15 protein-coding genes are annotated in these 22,567 nt (G+C 71.7%); 8 read left to right on the top strand and 7 right to left on the bottom strand.

From position 1 onward, the window contains the following. The first annotated feature begins 248 nt into the window (after positions 1-248). The gene (locus ACFYZL_RS20805) at positions 249-1,274 is read left to right on the top strand and encodes an ATP-dependent 6-phosphofructokinase (RefSeq protein WP_384587305.1); all 1,026 of its coding nucleotides are present in this window, start codon (positions 249-251) and stop codon (positions 1,272-1,274) included. 148 nt (positions 1,275-1,422) lie between these two features. On the opposite strand, the gene ACFYZL_RS20800 is transcribed toward ACFYZL_RS20805, so the two are convergent. Beyond that, positions 1,423-2,103 carry a helix-turn-helix domain-containing protein gene (locus ACFYZL_RS20800; protein ID WP_384750550.1) on the bottom strand — a complete coding sequence of 227 codons (681 nt, stop codon included), beginning with the start codon at positions 2,101-2,103 and terminating at the stop codon, positions 1,423-1,425. A gap of 275 nt (positions 2,104-2,378) precedes the next feature. Here ACFYZL_RS20800 and ACFYZL_RS20795 point away from each other — a divergent pair, with 275 nt between their 5' ends. Together ACFYZL_RS20795 and ACFYZL_RS20790 are read left to right on the top strand one after the other, a co-directional pair. Next, positions 2,379-2,771 carry a MerR family transcriptional regulator gene (locus ACFYZL_RS20795; RefSeq protein ID WP_384750547.1) on the top strand — a complete coding sequence of 131 codons (393 nt, stop codon included), beginning with the start codon at positions 2,379-2,381 and terminating at the stop codon, positions 2,769-2,771. A 28-nt stretch (positions 2,772-2,799) separates the two neighbouring features. Then, a complete protein-coding gene (locus tag ACFYZL_RS20790) occupies positions 2,800-3,153 on the top strand; it encodes a thioredoxin family protein (protein ID WP_384750544.1) in 354 nt (117 codons plus the stop codon). On the opposite strand, the gene glgB is transcribed toward ACFYZL_RS20790, so the two are convergent. The 4 genes from glgB to ACFYZL_RS20770 all read right to left on the bottom strand — a co-directional run bounded on the left by glgB (position 3,143) and on the right by ACFYZL_RS20770 (position 10,733). After that, positions 3,143-5,440, bottom strand: a complete 2,298-nt coding sequence (gene glgB / locus ACFYZL_RS20785) for a 1,4-alpha-glucan branching enzyme (protein WP_388680719.1) — start codon at positions 5,438-5,440, stop codon at positions 3,143-3,145. The genes ACFYZL_RS20790 and glgB overlap by 11 nt on opposite strands. Next, on the bottom strand, positions 5,437-6,870 hold the full coding sequence (locus ACFYZL_RS20780; protein ID WP_384750538.1) for a maltokinase: 1,434 nt from the start codon (positions 6,868-6,870) through the stop codon (positions 5,437-5,439). Before ACFYZL_RS20780 ends, glgB begins: the two co-directional genes overlap by 4 nt. A gap of 153 nt (positions 6,871-7,023) precedes the next feature. Beyond that, positions 7,024-8,742, bottom strand: a complete 1,719-nt coding sequence (gene treS, locus ACFYZL_RS20775; RefSeq protein ID WP_384750535.1) for a maltose alpha-D-glucosyltransferase — start codon at positions 8,740-8,742, stop codon at positions 7,024-7,026. Further along, positions 8,739-10,733 (bottom strand): maltotransferase domain-containing protein, encoded by a 1,995-nt coding sequence (locus tag ACFYZL_RS20770; protein ID WP_384750532.1) that lies wholly within the window; start codon positions 10,731-10,733, stop codon positions 8,739-8,741. Before ACFYZL_RS20770 ends, treS begins: the two co-directional genes overlap by 4 nt. A gap of 496 nt (positions 10,734-11,229) precedes the next feature. Between ACFYZL_RS20770 and ACFYZL_RS20765 the strand changes: the two genes are divergently transcribed. Together ACFYZL_RS20765 and glgP are read left to right on the top strand one after the other, a co-directional pair. After that, positions 11,230-11,802 carry a helix-turn-helix domain-containing protein gene (locus ACFYZL_RS20765; protein ID WP_388680715.1) on the top strand — a complete coding sequence of 191 codons (573 nt, stop codon included), beginning with the start codon at positions 11,230-11,232 and terminating at the stop codon, positions 11,800-11,802. 151 nt (positions 11,803-11,953) lie between these two features. Then, positions 11,954-14,590 carry an alpha-glucan family phosphorylase gene (gene glgP, locus ACFYZL_RS20760; protein ID WP_384750526.1) on the top strand — a complete coding sequence of 879 codons (2,637 nt, stop codon included), beginning with the start codon at positions 11,954-11,956 and terminating at the stop codon, positions 14,588-14,590. Between the two features lie 26 nt (positions 14,591-14,616). Here glgP and ACFYZL_RS20755 read toward each other — a convergent pair whose 3' ends face one another. Next, positions 14,617-15,645 (bottom strand): Lrp/AsnC family transcriptional regulator, encoded by a 1,029-nt coding sequence (locus ACFYZL_RS20755; RefSeq protein ID WP_384750523.1) that lies wholly within the window; start codon positions 15,643-15,645, stop codon positions 14,617-14,619. 148 nt (positions 15,646-15,793) lie between these two features. On the opposite strand from ACFYZL_RS20755, the gene ACFYZL_RS20750 reads away from it, so the two are divergent. Continuing rightward, a complete protein-coding gene (locus ACFYZL_RS20750; RefSeq protein WP_388680712.1) occupies positions 15,794-17,326 on the top strand; it encodes an MFS transporter in 1,533 nt (510 codons plus the stop codon). 332 nt (positions 17,327-17,658) lie between these two features. Continuing rightward, positions 17,659-18,225 carry a hypothetical protein gene (locus ACFYZL_RS20745; RefSeq protein WP_388680709.1) on the top strand — a complete coding sequence of 189 codons (567 nt, stop codon included), beginning with the start codon at positions 17,659-17,661 and terminating at the stop codon, positions 18,223-18,225. Between the two features lie 214 nt (positions 18,226-18,439). On the opposite strand, the gene ACFYZL_RS20740 is transcribed toward ACFYZL_RS20745, so the two are convergent. Then, positions 18,440-20,704, bottom strand: coding sequence for a M4 family metallopeptidase (locus ACFYZL_RS20740; RefSeq protein WP_384758415.1), 2,265 nt, complete (start codon positions 20,702-20,704; stop codon positions 18,440-18,442). 382 nt (positions 20,705-21,086) lie between these two features. On the opposite strand from ACFYZL_RS20740, the gene ACFYZL_RS20735 reads away from it, so the two are divergent. After that, on the top strand, positions 21,087-22,562 hold the full coding sequence (locus ACFYZL_RS20735) for a sugar transferase (protein ID WP_384758418.1): 1,476 nt from the start codon (positions 21,087-21,089) through the stop codon (positions 22,560-22,562). The last annotated feature ends 5 nt before the right edge of the window (positions 22,563-22,567 follow it).

The following is a 22,567-nucleotide window of genomic DNA, read 5'->3' as shown; positions in this document are numbered from 1 at the left end:
ACCTGATTGACCCGATTGGTAGGGGCTTGCCCTTTTGACGATACCGCTGCGGCCGGATGGGACGCCCGCCGGAAAACGGGCCTGTCAGGGGGGTCGAAAGGCCTTCTGGGCGGAGCAGCCGGAAGCGCGCCCCACCCCGGGCCCGTGGAACAATCGGACACGCTTCACCAATACGCCCTTCATATCTACGGCCGACCGGTCGCCCGCACGCGCCCGGTCGGACGACCAGGAGCAGGAGACACAGCACGATGCGTATCGGAGTTCTCACCGCGGGCGGCGACTGTCCGGGCCTCAACGCTGTCATCCGATCGGTCGTACACCGGGCCCTGGTCGGTCACGGCGACGAGGTCATCGGCTTCGAGGACGGGTTCAAGGGCCTCCTCGACGGCCACTACCGCCCCCTCGACATCAATGCCGTCAGTGGCATTCTCGCCCGAGGCGGCACCATCCTCGGCTCGGCCCGCATGGAGCGCGCACGGCTGCACGAAGCCGCCGAGAACGCGCACGAACTGGCGAAGCGGTACGGCATCGACGCGCTCATCCCGATCGGCGGCGAGGGCACCCTGACCGCCGCCCGGATGCTGTCGGACGCCGGAATGCCGGTGGTCGGCGTGCCGAAGACCATCGACAACGACATCTCCTCCACCGACCGCACCTTCGGGTTCGACACCGCCGTCATGGTCGCCACCGAGGCCATCGACCGCCTGAAGACCACCGCCGAATCGCACCAGCGCGTGATGGTCGTCGAGGTCATGGGCCGCCACGCGGGATGGATCGCCCTGGAGTCCGGCATGGCCGGCGGCGCCCACGGGATCTGTCTGCCGGAGCGCCCCTTCGAGGTGGACGCCCTGGTGAAGATGGTGGAGGAACGGTTCTCCCGAGGCAAGAAGTTCGCCGTCATCTGCGTGGCCGAGGGCGCGCACCCCGCCGAGGGCAGCATGCCGTACGAGAAGGGCGCCATCGACCAGTACGGTCACGAGCGCTTCGCCGGCATCGGCAACCGCCTCGCCATCGAGCTGGAGCACCGCCTGGGCAAGGAGGCCCGCCCGGTCATCCTCGGCCACGTCCAGCGCGGCGGGACCCCCACCGCGTACGACCGCGTGCTCGCGACCCGCTTCGGCTGGCACGCCGTCGAGGCCGTCCACCGCGGCGAGTACGGCAACATGACCGCCCTGCGCGGCACCGACATCGTGATGGCCCCGCTGGCCTCCGCGGTCACCGAACTCAAGACGGTCCCCGAGAGCCGCATGTACGAGGCCGAATCGGTCTTCTGAGACCTCCGGCTCCCCAGGGTCCTTCGCCGCGAGCTCGGGACTTCCGACCCCACTTCGGCGGCCGAACGGCCCCGGTTCCGTCCCCCTCCGGGACGGCCCGGGGCCGTTCGCACAGGACCGGATGTGCTCTAGTGCTCTGACCGGAACACTAGGCCGCACCGCCGGCGAGGCTCCAGAAGCGGTCCACGATGTCGGCGAGGAACTCCCGGCCCGCGTCCCCGTTCGCCGCGTCGCCCCCGCTGCCCCAGCTGAGCGTCGCCACCATCCGCGACTGGTACTCGGCGTGCAGCTGCTCCAGCACCCGCTCCAGGTGGCCCCGGGGGATCGGCAGCAGCTTGCCCAGCGGCTTCACGTACGCCTGCCAGCGGGTGGTCACCGCACTGCGCAGGGCGTCGGCGAGCTCCTCGTTCCTGCCGGTGGCGGTCAGGAACTGGGCCAGTGTCAGCCCCAGCACCGTCGCCAGCGCGGCGGACTGGCGCTCGTTGCCCTTCCAGCGTCCGGAGTCCTCCATCTTCTGGTAGGAGCCCGGTTCCACCCCGATCCGCCGGGCCAGCTCCTCGGGGGCCAACCCTCGGGCGATACGGTGTTCCCGCAGGGTGACCGGCTCGGCGAGCAGCTCCCCGGGCGAACACCACAGGACGCCCGCGAGCGCGGTGAGCTCGGCGGACGTGGGCGATATCTCGCCACGCTCCCAGGCCATCACCGTCTCGGGCGCGACGACGAGTCCGTACTGGGCGTGAAGGCCGTAGGCGACGTGGCCGGGTGCCATGCCCAGGGCCGCGCGCAGGCGGCGCGCGGCGGGGGCATTGAATGGTGGGCTGGATTGCACACGGCAACCGTAGAAGTGGCCAAGGCGCGGCGCCTACAGACCAAACAAACAAGCCCATAACTCGTAGGAATGTCCTACGGAGTTACGGGCTGGTGGCGGTCTGTGAGGCGACTGTCCGGTAATCGGGACACTTGAAGATCCACTTCCGCATACGGTTCCAGGTGGAGCGGCCGGGCGCAAGAGTCATCACATCCTCCTCACAGGTGAATCGCCGTTGCTTTTCCCCCGCGGCACTTTCTTGCCATGACGCCGACGTCAAGGAATAGCGTCGGGGCATGCGAATCGGCGAACTGGCGGAGCGGGCCGGAACCAGCACGCGGGCCCTGAGGTACTACGAATCGCGCGGACTGCTGACCGCGCGGCGGACCGGCAACGGGTACCGCACCTACGACGAGGACGACCTGCGCCTGCTGCGCCAGATCCGCATGCTCCAGGACTTCGGCTTCGAGCTGGAGGAGACCCGCCCGTTCGTGGACTGCCTGCGGGCCGGGCACCCCGCCGGGGACTCCTGCCCGGCCTCGCTCGCCGTCTACCGGCGCAAGCTCGCCGAGATGGACGCGCTGATCGGGCAGCTGGCCGACGTACGCGAGCAGGTCGCGCGGCAGCTGGCCGAGGCCGAGGAGGCCGCCGGGGAGTCCGCCGTTCCGCGCTGCGAGATGACGGGCTGAAGAGCCCGCGACCGAGAGGGGAAACGACATGATCCGAGCCCACGGTGTACCCGAGGTGACCGACGAGGACTTCGAGGCCGAGGTCCTCGCCGAGCGGGGACGACCCGTCCTCGTGGAGTTCACCGCGGACTGGTGCCCGCCGTGCCGCCAGCTCGCGCCCGTCCTGTCCGCCGTCGCCGCCGAGGAGGCCGACCGGCTCAAGGTCGTGCAGCTCGACGTGGACGGCAACCCCGCGACCGTCGCGCGGTACGGGGTGCTGTCCATGCCGACCCTGCTCGTCTTCCGTGACGGCGAGCCCGTCCAGCAGATGGTCGGCCTGCGCGCCAAGCGCAAGCTGCTCCAGGAGCTGGAGGGGGAGATGGCGAAGGCCCTTACGGCCTGAGCCAGATCGTCGCCAGCGGCGGGAGCGTCAGGCGCAGGCTCGCCGGCCGACCCTGCGCCGGCACCGGCTCGGGCCGCAGCGGCCGCGCGTGGTGGACGCCGCTGCCGCCGTAGAGCTCGTGGTCGGTGTTGAGCACCTCCCGCCACTGCGGCACCTCCTCCGGGACGCCGATCCGGTACCCGTGCCGGACCACCGGGGAGAAGTTCGACACCGCCAGCAGCTGCGAGCCGTCCTGCGCGTACCGCAGGAAGGCGAACACGTTGTCCTCCGCCGCGTCGGCCTCCACCCAGCCGAAGCCCTCCGGCACGGTGTCCCGCTCCCACAGGGCGGGCGACGCCGTGTACGTGCGGTTCAGGTCGCGCACCAGGCTCCGTACGCCCCGGTGGTCACCGGCCGCCGCGTACGAGTCGTCCAGCACCCACCAGTCCGGCCCGTACACCTCCGACCACTCCGACCCCTGCGCGAACTCCTGCCCCATGAAGAGCAGCTGCTTGCCCGGGTGGGCCCACATGAAGCCCAGGTACGCCCGGTGCGCGGCCCGCTTCTGCCACCAGTCCTCCCCGGGCATCTTCGACACCAGCGACCCCTTGCCGTGCACCACCTCGTCGTGCGAGATCGGCAGCACGTAGTTCTCGCTGAAGGCGTAGATCATCCCGAAGGTCATGTCGTGGTGGTGGTACTTGCGGTGCACCGACTCCTTCGACATGTAGCGCAGCGTGTCGTGCATCCAGCCCATGTTCCACTTCAGGCCGAAGCCCAGCCCGCCCGAGTCCGTCGGCCGGGTGACCCCGTCCCACGCCGTGGACTCCTCCGCGATCGTCACCACGCCCGGGCAGCGCCGGTACACGGTCGCGTTCATCTCCTGGAGCAGCGCCACCGCGTCCAGGTTCTCCCGCCCGCCGTGCTCGTTCGGCGCCCACTCGCCCTCGCCGCGCGAGTAGTCGAGGTAGAGCATCGAGGCCACCGCGTCCACGCGCAGCCCGTCGACGTGGAACTCCTCGCACCAGTACACGGCGTTGGCGACGAGGAAGTTGCGGACCTCCTTGCGGCCGTAGTCGAACTCCAGCGTCCCCCAGTCCGGGTGCGCCGCCCGGCGCGGGTCCTGGTGCTCGTACAGCGGCCGCCCGTCGAACTCCGCGAGCGCCCACTCGTCGCGCGGGAAGTGCGCCGGCACCCAGTCGACGATCACCCCGATCCCCGCCCGGTGCAGCGCGTCCACCAGGGAGCGGAAGTCGTCCGGCGTCCCCATCCGCGAGGTCGGCGCGTAGAAGCCGGTGACCTGGTAGCCCCACGAACCGCCGAAGGGGTGCTCGGCGACCGGCATGAACTCCACGTGAGTGAAGCCCAGCTCCTTCACGTACACGGGGAGCTGCTCCGCCAGCTGCCGGTAGCTCAGCCCCGGCCGCCAGGACGGCAGGTGCAGCTCGTAGACGGAGAACGGCGCCTGGTGGGCGGGCCGGTCGCCGCGCGTCGCCATCCACTCCGCGTCCTGCCACACGTACCGGGAGGAGGTCACCACCGAGGCGTTCGCCGGGGGCACCTCCGCCGACCGGGCCATCGGGTCGGCGCGCAGGGTGTGGCTCCCGTCGGGGCGCGCGATGTCGTACTTGTACAGCGCACCGGCGCCCACGCCCGGCAGGAACAGCTCCCACACCCCCGAGGAACCCAGCGAACGCATCGGGTAGGCGACGGAGTCCCAGTACGAGAAGTTCCCGGTGACCCTCACGCCCTGGGCGTTCGGCGCCCACACCGTGAACCGGGTCCCGGCGACGCCCTGGTGCTCCATCGGCTCGGAGCCGAGCGCCTTCCACAGCTCCTCGTGCCGGCCCTCGCCGATCAGGTGCAGGTCCAGCTCTCCGAGGGCGGGCAGGAACCGGTAGGGGTCGTGCACCTCGATCTCGTCGCTGTCGTAGGTGACCAGCAGCCGGTAGTCCGGCACCCCGGTGAGCGGCAGCAGCCCGGAGAACAGCCCGTCGCCCTCGTCGAGGAGTTCGGTGCGCAGCCCCTTGGCGACGATGGTCACCGTCTTGGCGTACGGGCGCAGCACGCGGAAGGCCACCCCGCCCCGCTGGGTACGGGCGCCGAGCACGGAGTGCGGATCGTGGTGGCGGCCCTCCAGGAGCCGGGCCCGTTCCTCCCCGCCGAGCGCGGGCGCCGGCCGGATCCCGCGGGGCGGGGCGGCGCGGCGGGCCCGCGGTGCGCGGGCCTTCTTCGCCGGCGCCGCCGCCGGTACGGGTGCTGCGGCTTCGTCGCGGACGGTCGGTGACGGCTGTCGTGCGGCGCTCACGCGAGCGGCCTCCTCGGGGGCTTCGGGTGGGGGGTGGTGCCCGGGGTGGGCGGGGGCATGCGGTGGGCGGGGCGCTGCGGCTCCGACAGCCGGCGGATCGCGGCCATCGGGACGTGCAGCCAGTCGGGGCGGTGCCGGGACTCGTAGCGGGCCTCGTACACCGCCTTGTCGGTCTCGTACGCGCGCAGCAGGACCGGGTCCTCGCGCGGGTCGCGGCCGGTGGTGCGGGCGTAGCCCTCGCAGAAGGCGGCCCGGCAGTCGTCCGCCCAGGCCGGGGCGAAGGGCCGGTGCGAGCGGGCCGCGTAGTCGAAGGAACGCAGTATCCCCGCGATGTCGCGGACGGCCGGTTCGGGGCGGCGGCGGTCCGCCAGCGGCCGGGCCGGCTCGCCCTCGAAGTCGATCAGCGCCCAGCCGCCGTCGGCGGTGCGCAGGGTCTGGCCCAGGTGCAGGTCCCCGTGGATGCGCTGGGCGGAGACCCCGGTGCCGCGGGAGGCGGCCAGTGCGTCGAAGGCGCCCCGCAGCCCGGCCTCGTAGGGCCGCAGCGCCGGCACCTCCCGGGCGGTGGCCGCCAACCGCGCCGTCATCCCGGCGGCCAGTCGGGCCGTCTGCTCCGGGCCCAGGGCGAGGGTGGGCAGGGCCGAGGCGAGCGCGCTGTGCACCTCGGCGGTTGCCCGGCCGAGCGCGTACGCCTCGGAGGTGAAGTCGGCCCCCGCGCCGAGCCGGCGCAGCGCCAGCTGCCAGCCGTCGTCCGAGCCGCGCAGGTACGGCTGGAGCACGCCCAGGGTCAGCGGCTCGCCCCCGGGCAGCTCGGCCTCGTACCAGGCGACGGGCGCCGGGACCCGGGTGCAGCCGGCGGCGGCCAGTGCCCGGGGCAGTTCCAGGTCGGGGTTGACCCCGGGGCCGACCCGGCGGAACACCTTCAGGATGTACGAATCCCCGTAGATCAGCGAGGAATTGGTCTGCTCGCCGGACAGCGGCCGGGGCACGAGCCCCGCGGGGATCGGAGCGTCCGGATCCCGGTCGAAGCCGAGCGGCCCGAGCGTGCCGGGGGAGCGAAGGCGTTCCAGCAGCATCGCCGCGAGCCGGGGGTCGCCCAGCGCCTCGTACACCGCCCTGCCCCGGTACGGCCCGTCCTCGGCGTGCCCGATCAAGGCGGGCGCGAGGGCGGGCGGGAGCGGCGACGGGCGGATGCCCAGGAGGAGCTGGTAGCAGTCCCCGTCGACGTCGAGCAGCAGGTGCAGCAGTCCGGGGGTGGATCCCGGCGGCAGCAGTTCGGCCGCCGAGACGGCCCTCAGCCTGGTGATGGTGCGGCCCTTGCCCGCGAACCAGCGTTGCGCGGGCAGCCAGGCCCTCAGCATCGGTTCCAGCGGGCCGATCCCGGCGGCCCGGTCGGCAGTCAGCCGGTTCCGGGCGGATGCAGCCTCCGACATGGCGTCGCGTCCTTTCCCCGGGCCGTCACAGAATGCGCAGAGTGTCCCGGATGTGCGGCAGTTGCTTCTCCGGTATGTGGGGGTGTCGGATCAGGATGATCCGTACAGGGGCGGGCGATTGACCCATCCGAGCCGCCCGCCCCGTACCGGGCCCTACTCGGCGCGCTGCTCGCCGCGCTGTTCCTTGCGTAGCCGGAACCAGTAGAAGCCGTGCCCCGCCAACGTCAGCAGGTACGGCCACTCGCCGATCGGCGGGAAGCGCACGTCACCCGTGAGCTCCACCGGAACCCGCCCGTTGAACGACCGCAGATCCAGCTCGGTGGGCTGCGCGAAGCGGGAGAAGTTGTGCACGCACAGCACCAGGTCGTCCCCGAACTCGCGCAGGAACGCGAGCACCGCCGGGTTGGACGAGGGCAGTTCGGTGTACGAGCCGAGTCCGAAGGCCGGGTTGGCCTTGCGGACCTCGATCAGCCGGCGGGTCCAGTGCAGCAGCGAAGCGGGCGAGGACATCGCCGCCTCGACGTTGGTGACCCGGTAGCCGTAGACGGGGTCCATGATGACCGGCAGGTTCAGCCTGCCCGGATCGCACGAGGAGAAACCGGCGTTGCGGTCCGGGGTCCACTGCATCGGCGTGCGGACGCCGTCGCGGTCGCCCAGCCAGATGTTGTCGCCCATGCCGATCTCGTCGCCGTAGTAGAGGACGGGCGAGCCGGGCAGGGACAGCAGCAGGGCCGTGAACAGCTCCATCTGCTTGCGGTCGTTGTCCAGGAGCGGGGCGAGCCGGCGCCGGATGCCGATGTTGGCCCGCATCCGCGGGTCCTTGGCGTACTCGGCGTACATGTAGTCGCGCTCTTCGTCCGTGACCATTTCGAGGGTGAGCTCGTCGTGGTTGCGCAGGAAGATGCCCCACTGGCAGCGGTCCGGGATCTCCGGGGTCTTGGCCAGGATTTCGGATACGGGGTAGCGGGACTCCCTGCGCACCGCCATGAAGATGCGCGGCATGACGGGGAAGTGGAAGGCCATGTGGCATTCGTCCCCGCCCTTCGCGAAGTCGCCGAAGTAGTCGACGACGTCCTCGGGCCACTGGTTGGCCTCGGCGAGCAGCACCGTGTCCGGGTAGTGCGCGTCGATCTCGGCGCGGACCCGCTTGAGGAGCTGGTGGGTGCGCGGGAGGTTCTCGCAGTTGGTGCCCTCCTCCGCGTACAGGTAGGGCACGGCGTCGAGGCGGAAGCCGTCGATGCCGAGGTCCAGCCAGAAGCGGAGCGCCGAGACGATCTCCTCCACCACGGCCGGGTTCTCGTAGTTGAGGTCCGGCTGGTGGGAGAAGAAGCGGTGCCAGTAGTACTGCTTGCGCACCGGGTCGTACGTCCAGTTCGACGTCTCGGTGTCGACGAAGATGATGCGGGCGTCCTGGTACTGCTTGTCGTTGTCGGCCCACATGTAGTAGTCGCCGTAGGGGCCGTCCGGGTCCTTGCGGGACTGCTGGAACCACTCGTGCTGGTCGCTCGTGTGGTTCATGACGAAGTCGATGATCACCCGCATGCCGCGCTGGTGGGCGGCGTCCACGAACTCGACGAAGTCGGCGAGGTCACCGAACTCGGGCAGTACGGAGGTGTAGTCGGCGACGTCGTAGCCCCCGTCGCGCAGGGGCGAGGCGAAGAACGGCGGCAGCCACAGGCAGTCGACACCGAGCCACTGGAGGTAGTCCAGCTTGGCGGTGAGCCCCTTGAGGTCGCCCACGCCGTCGCCGTTGCTGTCGTGGAAGGAGCGGACGAGGACCTCGTAGAAGACGGCCCGCTTGAACCAGTCGGGGTCGCGGTCCTTGGCGGGGGTGTCCTCGAAGGTGTCGGGGACGGGATCGTTGATCATCATGTGGTGGGTGACCCTCCGGTGGGCGGGGACGGTCGCAGGGCGGCCAGTACGTGCGCGGGCGTGCGGCCCGGTTCCAGGCGTACGTAGTTCGCCCTGCCCCAGTGATAGGTCTCGCCGGTGAGCTCGTCGCGCACCGCGAGGGACCCGTGCCAGTCGAGGCCGAGTACCGGCATGTCCAACGAGACCGTCGCCTCCTGGGTGTGGTGCGGATCGAGGTTGACGACCACCAGTACGGAATTGGCGCCCGCGTGCTTCGAATAGGCGATCACCTGTTCGTTGTCGGTCGAATGGAAGTGGATGTCGCGCAGCTGCTGGAGGGCCGGGTTCCGGCGGCGCAGCCGGTTCAGGGAGGTGATCAGCGGGGCGATGGTGCGGCCCTCGCTGTCGGCGGCGGCCCAGTCGCGCGGTCGCAGCTCGTACTTCTCGGAGTTCAGGTACTCCTCGCTGCCCTCCCGCACCGGCTCGTTCTCGCAGAGCTCGTAGCCGGCGTAGACCCCCCAGCTGGGGGAGAGCGTGGCGGCGAGCACCGCGCGCACCTCGAAGGCGGGACGGCCGCCCTTCTGGAGGTACTCGTGGAGGATGTCCGGGGTGTTGACGAAGAAGTTCGGCCGCATGACCGAGGCGGAGGGGGTGTCGGCCAGCTCCGTCAGGTACTCGGTGAGCTCGGCCTTGGTGTTGCGCCAGGTGAAGTACGTGTACGACTGCTGGAAGCCGATGGAGGCGAGCGCCCGCATCATCGCGGGCCGGGTGAAGGCCTCCGCGAGGAAGATGACGTCCGGGTCGGACTTGTTGATGTCCGCGATCACCTTCTGCCAGAAGACCACCGGCTTGGTGTGCGGATTGTCGACGCGGAAGATCCGGACGCCGTGCTCCATCCAGTACCGCAGGATCCGCACGGTCTCCTCGACGATCCCGACCATGTCGGTGTCGAAGTGGATCGGGTAGATGTCCTGGTACTTCTTCGGCGGGTTCTCCGCGTACGCGATCGTCCCGTCGGCGCGGTGGCGGAACCACTCCGGGTGCTTCTCCACCCACGGGTGGTCGGGGGAGCACTGGAGCGCGAAGTCCAGGGCGATCTCCAGGCCCAGCTCGCGGGCGCGCGCGACGAAGGCGTCGAAGTCCTCGATGGTGCCCAGGTCCGGGTGGACGGCGTCGTGCCCGCCCTCCGTGGAACCGATCGCCCAGGGCACACCCGGATCCCAACACCCCGCTGAGAGCGTGTTGTTCGGCCCCTTGCGGTAGGTGGACCCGATCGGGTGGATCGGCGGCAGGTAGAGCACGTCGAAGCCCATCGCGGCGATCGCGGGCAGCCGCTCGGCGGCGGTCCGGAAGGTGCCGCTGACCGGTGCCTCGCCGGGTTCGAGCACCGCTCCCTCGGAGCGCGGGAACATCTCGTACCAGGAGCCGAAGAGGGCCCGCTTGCGCTCGATCAGCAGCGGCAGCGGCTTGGAGGCGGTGACCAGCTCGCGCAGCGGCTTCTTCGCGAGGGCGGCGGCCACGTCCGGGTCGAGGGCGGCCGCGTAGCGCGCGGCCACATCGCCCTCGTCGTCGCGCATCAGCTCCGCGGCGGCCAGCACCGCCTCGCGTCCGTCGCGCTTGGGGATCTTGGCGGCGGCCCGGGTGTAGAGCTCCGCACCTTCCAGGAGGGTCAGCCCGGTGTCGATCCCGGCGGGGATCTTGATCGCGGCGTGCGCCCGCCAGGTGGCCAACGGGTCGCTCCACGCCTCGACGGTGTACGTCCACCTCCCCTCGACCTCGGCGCGGACCCTGGCACCCCACCGGTCGGTGCCGGGGGCGAGCTCCCGCAGCGGAACGGGCGGCCGCAGCCGTCCGCTCGGATCGCGGAGCACGACGTGCGCGGCGAGGGCGTCGTGGCCCTCGCGGAAAACGGTGGCGGAAATCTCGAAGGCCTCGTCCACGACCGCCTTGGCGGGTCTGGCGCCGCAGTCGACGGCAGGGCGGACGTCCAGCACGGGAATGCGACCGATCATGATGGGATCACCTGGGGGCAGTTCGCAGGGCTCGGTGACAACAGGCCAGCCGGTATCACGGCTGGTAGTGCACGCTCTGTTCGCTCTGTTTCTAGCCGCTCAAGGGACGGCTGGGCTGCGGGCATGGCCGCTCCTGTCCGCGTTCACTCGGGTGGCGGGGAGAGGTGGTGGGCGGGTGCGCCGTGCGTGTACGGCGCGTGCACCGTGTTGTGCGTCGCGCGTACCCGGGGAGCCCTTCCCACTCTCGTCCCGCCCAATCCGGGTGCTTGGTTAACTACTCGTACGTACTGGCACGGTCGATACCAAGAGCCGGGTCGACATCCGCCGAGGCTCAGTCAAGTCGGTCCCGCCGCAGTGTCCGTGGGCGGCGCGCGGGAGAGGATGACCTGTCACCCCGAGGGGCGGGAGTGATCGATGTGGCGGGCGGGAGTCCTGGAAGATGTGGTCGGAAACGTCCTCGACCGCGGTGCCGTCGGCGGACGAGCCGGCCGCAATCGTGTTGTCCACTTTCGAGTGCACCCCGTTCCGTGCGCCGCGTACACCCGCACAGGTCACGCGACGGATCTCCGGCGACACCGGCATGGGCGCGATCCTGGCCGAATTCATGACCTCGCTGGAGACCCACGCGTCCGAATGCGGGCCCGCCGAGCGGAGTCGGCTGGGCCGGGTCGCCGTCGACCTGCTCGGCGCCGTCCTCGCCGAGCGCGGCGACACCCGCGACACCCCGCCGGCCGAGACGCGCGGCCGGATCCCGATGGAGCGGATCGACTCCTTCATCGACCACAACCTCGGCGACCCCGGCCTGACGCCTCAGCTCATCGCCGACCGCCACCACATCTCGGTACGGCTGCTGCACCGGATGTTCCAGGACCGGCAGGACACCGTCGCCGCCTCCATCCGGCGCCGCCGTCTGGAACGCTGCCACACCGACCTCGTCCGCCCCGAACTCCTCGGCCGCCCCATCGGCGCCATCGCCACCCGCTGGGGCTTCGGCAACCCGGCGGTCTTCAGCCGCGCCTTCCGCGAGGCGTACGGGATCAGCCCGAGCGAACGCCGCGCGCAGCGGTGAGCACGGGGCAGCGGCACGGGGGAGGGGCTCGGCCGCCGACGAGGCGCCATGGCCGGGAAGGAACGTCCTCGCTAGCCTTCCGGGGGTGATGCGCGGGTGCACAGCGTGGTGCGGCCGCTCCGATCCGCAATCCCCTGCGAAGGTGGAACACGTGAAGGCTATCCGTCGATTCACCGTGCGCCCCGTCCTCCCGGAGACCTTGCTGCCGCTCACCGACCTCGCGCGCAACCTGCGCTGGTCGTGGCATGCCGAGACCCGTGAACTCTTCCAATCCGTCGACCCCGAGGGCTGGCAGGCAGCCGGCGGTGATCCCGTCCGGCTGCTCGGATCCGTCTCCGCCGCCCGCCTCGCCGAACTGGCCGCCGACCGGCGGTTCCTGCGGCGGCTCGCCGTCGTCGCCGCCGATCTCGATGACTACGTGGGCGGCGGGAGGTGGTACCAGGGGCAGCAGTCCGAGGGCGGTCTGCCCGCGGCCATCGCCTATTTCTCGCCCGAGTTCGGGATCACCGCCGCCCTGCCCCAGTACTCCGGCGGCCTCGGCATCCTCGCCGGGGACCACCTGAAGGCCGCCAGCGACCTCGGCGTCCCGCTCATCGGAGTGGGACTCCTCTACCGGCACGGGTACTTCCGCCAGTCGCTCTCCCGCGACGGCTGGCAGCTGGAGCACTACCCCGTGCTCGACCCGAACGAACTGCCGCTCTCCCTGCTGCGGGAGGCGGACGGGGCACCCGCCCGGGTGTCCCTGACCCTGCCCGGCGGACGTGCCCTGCACGCGCACGTCTGGCAGGCCCGCGTGGGCCGCGTGCCGCTGCTGCTCCTGGACTCCGACGTCGAGGACAACGACGCCGCGGCCCGCGAGGTGACCGACCGGCTCTACGGCGGCGGCAGCGACCACCGGCTCCTCCAGGAGATGCTGCTCGGCATCGGCGGGGTGCGCGCGGTCCGCGCGTACTGCGCGATCACCGGGCATCCCGATCCCGAGGTGTTCCACACCAACGAGGGGCACGCGGGGTTCCTGGGGCTGGAGCGCATAAGGGAACTGGAGCGGGAGCAGGGGCTCGGCTTCGACGCCGCCGTCGAGGCGGTCCGCGCCGGGACCGTGTTCACCACGCACACCCCCGTCCCGGCCGGGATCGACCGCTTCGAGCGGTCCCTGGTCGCCCGGCACTTCGGGGAGGGAGGGGAACTGGCCGGCGTACCGGTCGACCGGATCCTGGAACTCGGGGCCGAGAGCTATCCCGGCGGCGATCCCGGGGTGTTCAACATGGCGGTGATGGGACTGCGCCTGGCGCAGCGGGCCAACGGGGTGTCCACCCTGCACGGCGCGGTCAGCCGCGAGATGTTCGCCGGGCTGTGGCCCGGCTTCGACCCGGCCGACGTGCCCATCACCTCCGTGACCAACGGGGTGCACGCCCCGACCTGGGTGGCCGCGGAGGTGGTCCGGCTCGGCGCCCGCCAGATCGGCGCGGGCCGCACCGAGGACGCCCTGTCGGTGGGCGGCTCCCGGCGCTGGGACGCCGTCGCCGAGATCCCCGACCAGGACGTGTGGGACCTGCGACGGGTACTGCGCGAGCAGCTCGTGCAGGAGGTGCGGGACCGGCTGCGCGCCTCCTGGCGCCAGCGCGGCGCCGCCGACGCCGAACTGGGCTGGGTGGATTCCGTACTCGACCCGGACGTGCTCACCATCGGCTTCGCCCGGCGCGTGCCCTCGTACAAGCGCCTGACGCTGATGCTGCGCGACCCCGAGCGGCTGCGCAGGCTGCTGCTGGACCCGGACCGGCCGGTACAGATCGTCGTCGCGGGCAAGGCGCACCCGGCGGACGACGGCGGGAAGCGGCTCGTGCAGGAGCTGGTGCGGTTCGCGGACGACCCGCGGGTGCGCCACCGCATCGTCTTCCTGCCCGACTACGGCATGGCGATGGCGCAGAAGCTCTACCCGGGCTGCGACGTCTGGCTGAACAACCCCCTGCGGCCGCTGGAGGCCTGTGGCACGAGCGGGATGAAGGCCGCGCTGAACGGCTGCCTCAACCTGTCCGTGCTGGACGGCTGGTGGGACGAGTGGTTCGAGCCGGACTTCGGCTGGGCCATCCCGACCGCCGACGGGCTCGGCGCGGACGAGGACCGGCGCGACCACCTGGAGGCGAACGCCCTCTACGAGCTGATCGAGGGCCGGGTCGCACCCCGCTTCTACGACCGGGTCGGCCGCACCGGGCTCCCCGTGCGGTGGATCGAGATGGTCCGGCGCACCCTCGTCTCACTGGGACCGAAGGTGCTCGCGGGGCGGATGGTGCGCGAGTACGTGGAACGGCTCTACGCGCCGGCCGCACGCGCCCACCGGGCCCTGACCCCCGAGGCGGCGCGCGACCTGGCCTGGTGGAAGGGGCGGGTCCGGGCGGCCTGGCCCCGGGTGGCCGTCGAGCACGTGGAGGCGCTGGCCGCGGCTCCGGTGAACGGCACCGCCGAGCTCGGGGCCACCCTCACCCTGCGCGTGCAGGTGTCGCTGGACGCGCTGAACCCCGAGGACGTGGAGGTACAGGCCTTCGCGGGCCGGGTGGACCCGCAGGACGTGATCCGGGACGGGCGGAGCTTCCCGCTCAAGCCGGCCGCCGGGCCCGACATGGAGGGCCGCTGGGTGTACGAGGGCCCGCTCGCCCTCGACCGCACGGGTCCCTTCGGCTACACGGTGCGGATCGTGCCCGCGCACCCGCTGCTGGCGACCCCGGCCGAACTGGGCCTGGTCGCCTCGCCGGTGGACACGGACACGGGAGGCGGCGTACTGCTGCGCTGAGCCCGGCCCGCGGTCCGAGCGACGGCTCAGGGGGCGGGCGGCGGGTCCACCAGCCGTCCGCCCTCCACGAGCATCCCGGCCCGTTTGACGCTGCGCAGGGTCGGGATCACCTCCACCTGACCCACGCCGTCCACGGCGCCGATCCGCTCGGTCAGGTACGTGTACAGGGCGTCGGTGTCCCGGCACACCACCACCGCCATCAGGGAGGCCGCCCCGGTCACGGCCGCCGCGAAGGCCACCTCGCGGTGACCCGCCAGCGCGGCCCCCACCTGCGCCAGCCGGGCCGGCGGGACCGTCAGGACCAAGGTCGCCTCCGCCTCGTAGCCGAAGAGCGCGGGGACGAACTCCACGTCGAAGAAGATCGCTTCGAGGTCCCGCAGCCGTTCCACCCTGCGCCGGGCGGTGGACTCCGTCAGACCGGTGGCCCGCGCCAGTTCCGCGTACCCGGCGCGGCCGTCCCGCCTCAACACGGCGAGCAGGGCCAGCTCCGTCTCGTCCATGACGTACCGCTCGGCGGGGGGCGGTCCGGCCGGCGGCCGCCGCAGGGCGGCGATCCGGTCGGGGCTCAGTGCGTCCAGGCCCACCCAGGCGTCGTCGCCGCCGAAGAACTTCCGCAGGATGGTGTGGGCGCTGATGCCGGTCACCCGGCGGGTGCGCGGCAGCTTGTCCAGCAGCAGGGCGTCCCGGTCCCTGCGGGTACGCGACCGGGTCATGCAGTGGACCTCGGTGCCGCCCGAATTCAGGGTCACCCAGGCGATGTCCGGGCGTCGGGCGAGCGCCTCCGCCACCGGGAGCGCCGCGTCCGGGGCGCACTGCACCCGCAGCCAGGACTCGAACAGCCCGACGCGGCTGCCCGTCGGCAGTCCGACCACCCGGAGCAGACCGGAGGTCCGCAGCCGCCGGTAGCGCCGTACGACGGTCTGGTCGGACACCTCCAGCACCTCGGCGAGGCGGCTGAAGGGGGCCCGGCCGTCGATCGAGAGGGCCTGGACCAAGGACCGGTCGAGCGCGTCCAGCTCCGCCGGCTCCGCCGACTGCTTCTCCGTGATGTTCACGGTTTCCATCATCCCCGAGGCGGCGATGACGGAAATCCGGCGGATCGGGGTTCCCGAGTGGGGGATGCGGGCGGGGCACCGGCAGGGTGGCGTCCCCGGGGAACCGCCCCGGAAACCCTCCACCCCTCCCCTTCCGAGGAGAACTCCCATGCGCAAATGGCTGCCGTTGACGGCCGTCTGCCTCGGGGCCTTCATGCTCCTGGTCGACGTCACGATCGTGACCGTGGCCCTGCCGGACATGGCCGCCGACATGCACACAGGTTTCGCCGGACTCCAGTGGGTCATGGACGTCTACGCCCTCGCGCTGGCCGCCCTGCTGCTCGGCGCCGGCTCGCTCGCCGACCGGATCGGCCGCCGCCGGGTCTACCTCGGCGGGATCGCCCTCTTCGCCGCCGCCTCGCTCGCCTGCGGGCTGGCCACCGGCCCGACCGAGCTGATCGCCTTCCGTGCCGTCCAGGGCATCGGCGGAGCCGCCATGTTCGCGACCACCATGGCCCTGCTCAGCGGCGCCTACCAGGGTCGCGACCGCGGGGTGGCCTTCGGGGTGTGGGGCGCGGCCAACGGCGCCGCCGCCGCGTCCGGTCCGATCATCGGCGGGCTGCTCACCGAGCACTTCGGCTGGCGCTGGATCTTCTTCATCAACCTGCCCGTCTGCGCGCTGGCCCTCTACGTCACCCTCCGCGCGGTCGCCGAGTCCCGTGACCCGCACGCCCGGCGCCTGGACCTGCCCGGGATGGCCGGCTTCACCGCGGGCGCGGCGGCCGTCACGTACGCCGTGATCCGGGGCGGCGAGAACGGCTGGACCTCCGCCACCACCCTCGGGCTGCTCGGGCTCGGCGCCGCCGCCTTCGCCGTCTTCGTCCTCGTCGAACTGCGCGGCTCCCACCCGATGCTGGACCTCTCGCTCTTCCGCAGCCCCACCTTCGTCGCGGTCATGGCCGCCGGACTGCTGCTGACCGGCGCCGCGTTCTCGTACCTGATGTACGTCTCCGTGTGGCTCCAGTCCGCCGGCGGGATGAGCCCGGTCGGTGCGGGGCTGGCGCTGCTGCCGATGAGCGCGGCCGGGTTCGTCGTGGCCGCGGGGGCCGGGAGGCTGCTGCACGGGGTCTCGCCGAGGCTGACCATAGGTGGCGGGCTGTTGCTGGTCGGGGTGGGCGCGCTGCTCCAGGCCTGGATGCTGGACGCCGGAGACGGCTGGGCGGCGCTGGTCCCGGGGCTGCTCGTGACGGGGGTCGGCGTGGGCGCGGCGACCCCGGCGCTGGCCGCCACCGCCATGGGGGCCGTGGCCCCGGCGCGGGCGGGGATGGCCGGCGGCGCCCTGAACACGGCGCGGCAGCTCGGCACCGCCCTCGGCATCGCGGTGCTCGGCGCGGTCTTCCACTCGGGGCTGCGGTCGGGGCTCGGCGAGGGCGGCCGGGGGATGGCCGAGCCGCTCGCCTCCGGCGGGGCGGGGCAGTTGCTCGCGGCCGCCCCTGCGGGCGGGGCCCGCGACGCCCTGGCGGCTCTGGTGGACGAGGCCTTCGCGAGCGCGCTGCGCGGGACCTTCCTCACCTCGGCGCTGATGGGGCTGGCCGGCGCCCTGGTGGTGTTCCTCCTGCTCCGCCGTACGCCTGCGGCGACGCCTCCGAGGATCCCCGCTCCGGCGGCCGCCCCGGCGAAGGCCCCGGTCACCCGGTCTTGACCCCGCCGGGGCGCGGGCTCCTGGGGCTCCGCCCCCGACCCCGCTCCTCAAACGCGGGAGGGGCCGGTCATCCAGCCTCGCCGGCGTTTGAGGCGCGGGGGTCCGGGGGCGGAGCCCCGGGTTTCGGGAAGGGGCGGGGTGGGGGATGTGGCCGCCCGCAGGGCCCACCGCGGCCCGCGGCCCACCGGCCCGTGCCGGTGGCCCCCGGCCTCACGGGTGAACCACGTACGCCCCGGGGGCGATGAACCGTTTCGGCGGGGGCCCGCGCTCCTACGCTGCCCGCAGATGCGGGCGGAACCGGTGTCCGCGGACCCGAGGAACGGACTTCCCCCATGCGTCTTCGCACCACCGCCGCCGTGCTCGCCGGCGCCGTCGCGCTCGTGCTGCCCACTGCCGGCCCGTCCGTCGCCGACGGCCACGACGGCCACGACGGGCAGACCCTGGGCGTACTGCACTACCGGTTCCTCGACGAGGCCGGCGTGGAGCGCACGGGCCAGATCCGGCCCAGGGAGAACGACACCTGCTACGTGCTGACGCACACCTCCCGGGACGAGCCCGCCATCGAGATCTGGAACGACACCGAGTCGCTGGCCGTGCTCTTCGACAACCGCGGCTGCAACGGCCACGCGGAGCGGGTGCTGGACCCGGGAGAGCGGGCCCACAACGTGGACGTCGTCTCCGTCTTCTTCAAGCCGACCGGGGAGGGTGGTGACGGCCACCACTGGAACGGCGGCGGTGGCGGCGACGGCGACGGCCGCGGCGACTGGAACGGCGGCGGCGGTGACGGTGGCGGCCGTTGGGACTGGAACGGCGGCGGTGGTGAAGGCCGGGGCGACTGGAACGGCGGCGGCGAGGAACTCCTCCGCCGCTTCAGCGGGCTCCTGAACCCGCGCCGCTAGCGCCTGTCGTCGGACTCCCGGCCGCCATCCGGCGCACCACGTCCGTCGGCGCGCACGGGCCGGTGTCAGGGGCGGTGGTCCCGTGCGACCACGGCCCAATGGGACAGGACCCAATGGGACCGGACCCCATGGGACAGGGCCGCCCGGGGAGGTTTCCTCCCGGGCGGCCCCGTGTTCAGCGGTTCAGCAGGTGCTCATCCGGCCCCGGTGGGGGTCAGAAGGTGAGCTTCCAGCTGTCGATCTTGCCGGTGTCGGCCGAAGCGTTGTCGTTGACGCGCAGCTTCCAGACGCCCTGGGCCACCTCGGAGGAGGCGTTGACCGTGTAGGACTTGATGATGTTGTCCGCGCTGCTGCCGGTGCGGTTGTGCAGGTTGTACACGCTGCCGTCGGGGGCGACCAGGTCGACCTTCAGGTCACCGATCCAGGTGTGGAGGATGTTGACGTCCACCTTGAGGGTGCTCGGCGCGTTGCCGGTGCGGTTCACGGTGATCGGCGACTCGACGGTGGAGTTGTCGTTGATCGCGTAGTCCGTGGTGTTCTCGAACACGGTCTGCTGCTGGGTGCCGACCGTCCAGGTGAACGCCGCCGTACCGGTCTGGTTCGCGGAGTCCTTCACCGTCACGTTCACGTTGGACGTGCCCGCGGTGTTGGCCGTACCGGAGATCAGGCCGGTCGAGGCGTTGATCGACAGGCCGGCCGGGAGACCGGTCGCCGAGTAGGTCAGCGCGCCGGCGTTGGTGCTGGTGGCCTGGATCTGGAGGCTCACGGCGCTGCCCGTGATGGTGTTCTGGTTACCGGGGTTGGTGACCGAGACGCCGTTCACGATGCGCGCGCCGACGCCGATGCCCGCCCACGCGTTGGCCGTGTTGTTGTAGGTCGCCGAACCGGCGCCGTACAGGTCGGCCGCCGCCTGCAGGGTGGCCGTACGGGCCGCCGCGTAGTTGGTGTTCGACTTGAACAGACCGGTGGTCAGCGCGCGGAACCAGATCTTCGAGGCGGCGTCACGGCCGATGCCGGTGACCGGGAGGCCGTCGGCGGTCGGCGAGTCGTAGCTCACGCCGTTGATGACCTTGGCGCCCGAGCCCTCGGAGGCCAGGTAGTACCAGTGGTTGGCCGGGCCCGAGGAGTAGTGGACGTCGATGGAACCGATGCCCGAGTACCACGAGTCCTTGGACGCGCCGTCCTTGCTCGGCTTGTCCATGTAGCGCAGCGGGGTGCCGTCACCGTTGATGTTGATCTTCTCGCCGACGAGGTAGTCACCGACGTCGGTGGGGTTGTTGGCGTAGAACTCGACCGCGGCCGCCATGATGTCGGACGTGGCCTCGTTCAGACCGCCGGGCTCACCGCTGTAGGTCATGTTGCCGGTGACCGAGGTCAGGCCGTGGGTCATCTCGTGCGCGGCCACGTCCGTGGAGGTGAGCGGCTTGGCGTTGCCGTCACCGTCGCCGTAGGTCATGCAGAAGCAGGAGTCGTCCCAGAAGGCGTTCACGTAGTTGTTGCCGTAGTGGACGCGGCTGTACGGGGCGACGCCGTCGTTGCGCAGACCGTTGCGGCCGTGGACGTTCTTGTAGTAGTCCCACGTGACCGCGGCGCCGTAGTGGGCGTCGGCGGCGGCCGTCTCCAGGTTGGACGCGAGGTTGTTGCCCCAGATGTCGTCCGGACCGGAGAACAGGGTGCCGGTGCCCGAGGTGCCGTGGTTCAGGTTGTACGTCTTGTGGCCGCCGCGACCGGCGTCGGTCAGGTTGTAGGTGCTGCCCGACTGCGTGGAGCCGAGGGTCACCTGGCCGCTGTACATGGTGTTGCCGGTGCCGGTCTCGATCGCCTGCCACTCGGTGATCTTGGCGCCGGTCTTGGCGTCGGTGATCACGTGGAGCTGGCTCGGGGTGCCGTCGTGCTGGAGGCCGCCGACGACGGTCTCGAACGCGAGGACCGGGGCGCCGTCGGCGGCCCAGACCACCTTGCGGGCGCTCTTGGAGGCCTTGGCCTCCTTGGCGCCGGAGGCGTTGGCGGCGGATATCGCCTGGCCCTCGGCGGCGGAGGGGGCGACCGTGGCGGAGGTGTCCACCTTGATCTCGTGGTTGGTCGCCTTGGTGACGGACTTGGTGACGCCACCCTTGGCGTGGACCGTGAGGTCACCGCCGAGGACCGGGAGGCCGTCGTAGGTGCGCTCGTAGGTGGTGTGCGTGGTGCCGTCCGCGTCCTTGACCACGTCACGGACGACGAGCTTCTCGCCACTGCCGAGACCGAGGGCCTTCGCGGCCTGCGCCGTGGTCGAGTTGGCCTCGGCCAGGAGCGTCGCACGCTCCGAAGCGCTGAGTTTGGCGGGGGCCGCGCCCGGGTTGGGCTGGGCGGCCGTGCGGGCCTGCGACGCGGTGGCGTCGGCGGATGCGGTACCGGCCTGGATGCCGACGGCGAGCATGGCCGCCGCGGCAACGAGCGCGCCGGCCGCAGTGGCACGCCTCTGGGGGGTGGACCTCAACGCAGACTCCTTCTGCAAGGGGGGTTCCGGACGGCTGGGTGGGCCTCCGGGCAGATCAGGGCTGGTGCGATGAACGGTCGAAGAGTGCCACCCGCAGCACATAATGTCAGGACCGCGTCAAATGATTGGCCAAAAACGGTTCGTTGTTCGAAGAGACATATCCGGTATCCGGACTGTTCACTTTTGCGTGCATGCTGCGGGGTCCGGTAATCGGAGCACCAGGTACCGCTTGCTAACACTTGGGCAACGGGAGACCGCGTTGCCCGAAACGGCATTTGCCTTACTGGCGTTTGTCGTACTGTTTCTCGGTGCGACGGACGTCCGCTGCCTGGGGAAGCCGTGGACAGTCGCCGCCGTCATTGACCACGTGCCAGGGGGGCCCATGAGGCATGTCCATATTCCTGCGCAAAGGTTGGCCAGGGCTGCCCGGGACACCCTGGTGCCCGCAAGGAGCCTCGGCGACAAGGCCCGTTGGTACCTGCCCGCCGCCCTCGTAGCCGACTTCCTCGGGGCCGGCGTACCCGTGGGCCTCGTCTTCCACGCGGCCCAGCAGGTACGACCCTTCCACTGCGCCGTCGCCGCCGCGCTCGCCTGGACCGGCGTGCAGGCGCTGCGCCGGCGCTACACGGCCCGCGCGCTCGGAGAATCCCGCGGAGTGCTGCCCGTCCTGCACGACTGGCTGATTCTGATCGGCGTGCTGGCCGTGGCCCGTGTGGTGACCGAGGAGGACACGCCCAGGCTGTCCGCACTGGCCGCCCTGGTGCCCGCCCTCCTCATCACCGTCGCCCACCACAAACTGACCTACCGGCACCTTTCGGCCGCCCGCCGCGAGGCCCAGGCCGTCAGTCGTGTCCTGGTCGTGGGCGAGCCCGACGCCGCCGAGGACGTCATCGCGCACCTCGCCTCGCGCACCGACCACCCGTACGTGGTCGTCGGCGTGGTGGCGGTCGGCGACGGCCCGCTCGGCAGCGGCGTGCCCGAGGCCGCCCGGCTCGCCGCCGACATGCCCAAGGCGCAGGGCGGCGACTCCGCCGCCGTCCTCGGAGCGGTCCGCAGCCTGGGCGTCGACCTGGTGCTGGTCGCACCGGGCGCGCGGATCGCGGGGGAGCGGCTGCGCCGCGTCGCCTGGGCCCTGCACGACGCCGGACTCGAACTCGCCGTCTTCCCGGGGCTCGTGGAGGTCTCCGTCAAGAGGCTGGAGACCCTGTCCGCGGGCGGACTCGCCGTGCTGCGCGTCGCGCCGCCGGTCAGCCGGGGCGTGCAGACCCTGCTCAAGTCCGCCCTGGACCGGGCGGGCGCCGCGGGCGGGCTGCTGCTGCTCGCACCGGTCTTCCTCGCGATCGTCCTCGCCATCCGCTTCGGCTCGCCCGGCCCGGCCTTCTACCGGCAGGAGCGCATCGGCCGCGACGGGGTCCCGTTCACCATGTGGAAGTTCCGCACGATGGTCGTGGACGCCGAGGCGCGCAAGGCCGAGCTGTCCGGGTCCAACGAGAACGACGGCCTGATGTTCAAGATGCGCCGCGACCCCCGGGTGACCCGGGTGGGCAGGCTGCTGCGCCGCACCTCGATGGACGAACTGCCTCAGCTGATCAACGTGTTGACGGGTCACATGTCGCTGGTCGGCCCGCGCCCGCCGCTGCCGGAGGAGGTGGAGCAGTACGACGAGGTCGAGCTGCGCCGGCTCACCGTGCGCCCCGGGATGACGGGGCTGTGGCAGATCAGCGGACGGTCGGACCTGTCGTGGGACGAGACGATCCAGCTCGACCTCCAGTACGTCGACAACTGGTCCTTCACCAGTGACGTCGACGTGATGGGCCGTACGCTCCGCGCCGTCGTGGACGGCCGCGGAGCGTACTGAGGGAA

This window comes from Streptomyces sp. NPDC001717 (assembly GCF_042892775.1).
Lineage (GTDB): Bacteria > Actinomycetota > Actinomycetes > Streptomycetales > Streptomycetaceae > Streptomyces.
The sequence above is the reverse complement of the archived record's forward strand: the minus strand, read 5'-3'. Positions and strand labels throughout refer to the sequence as shown.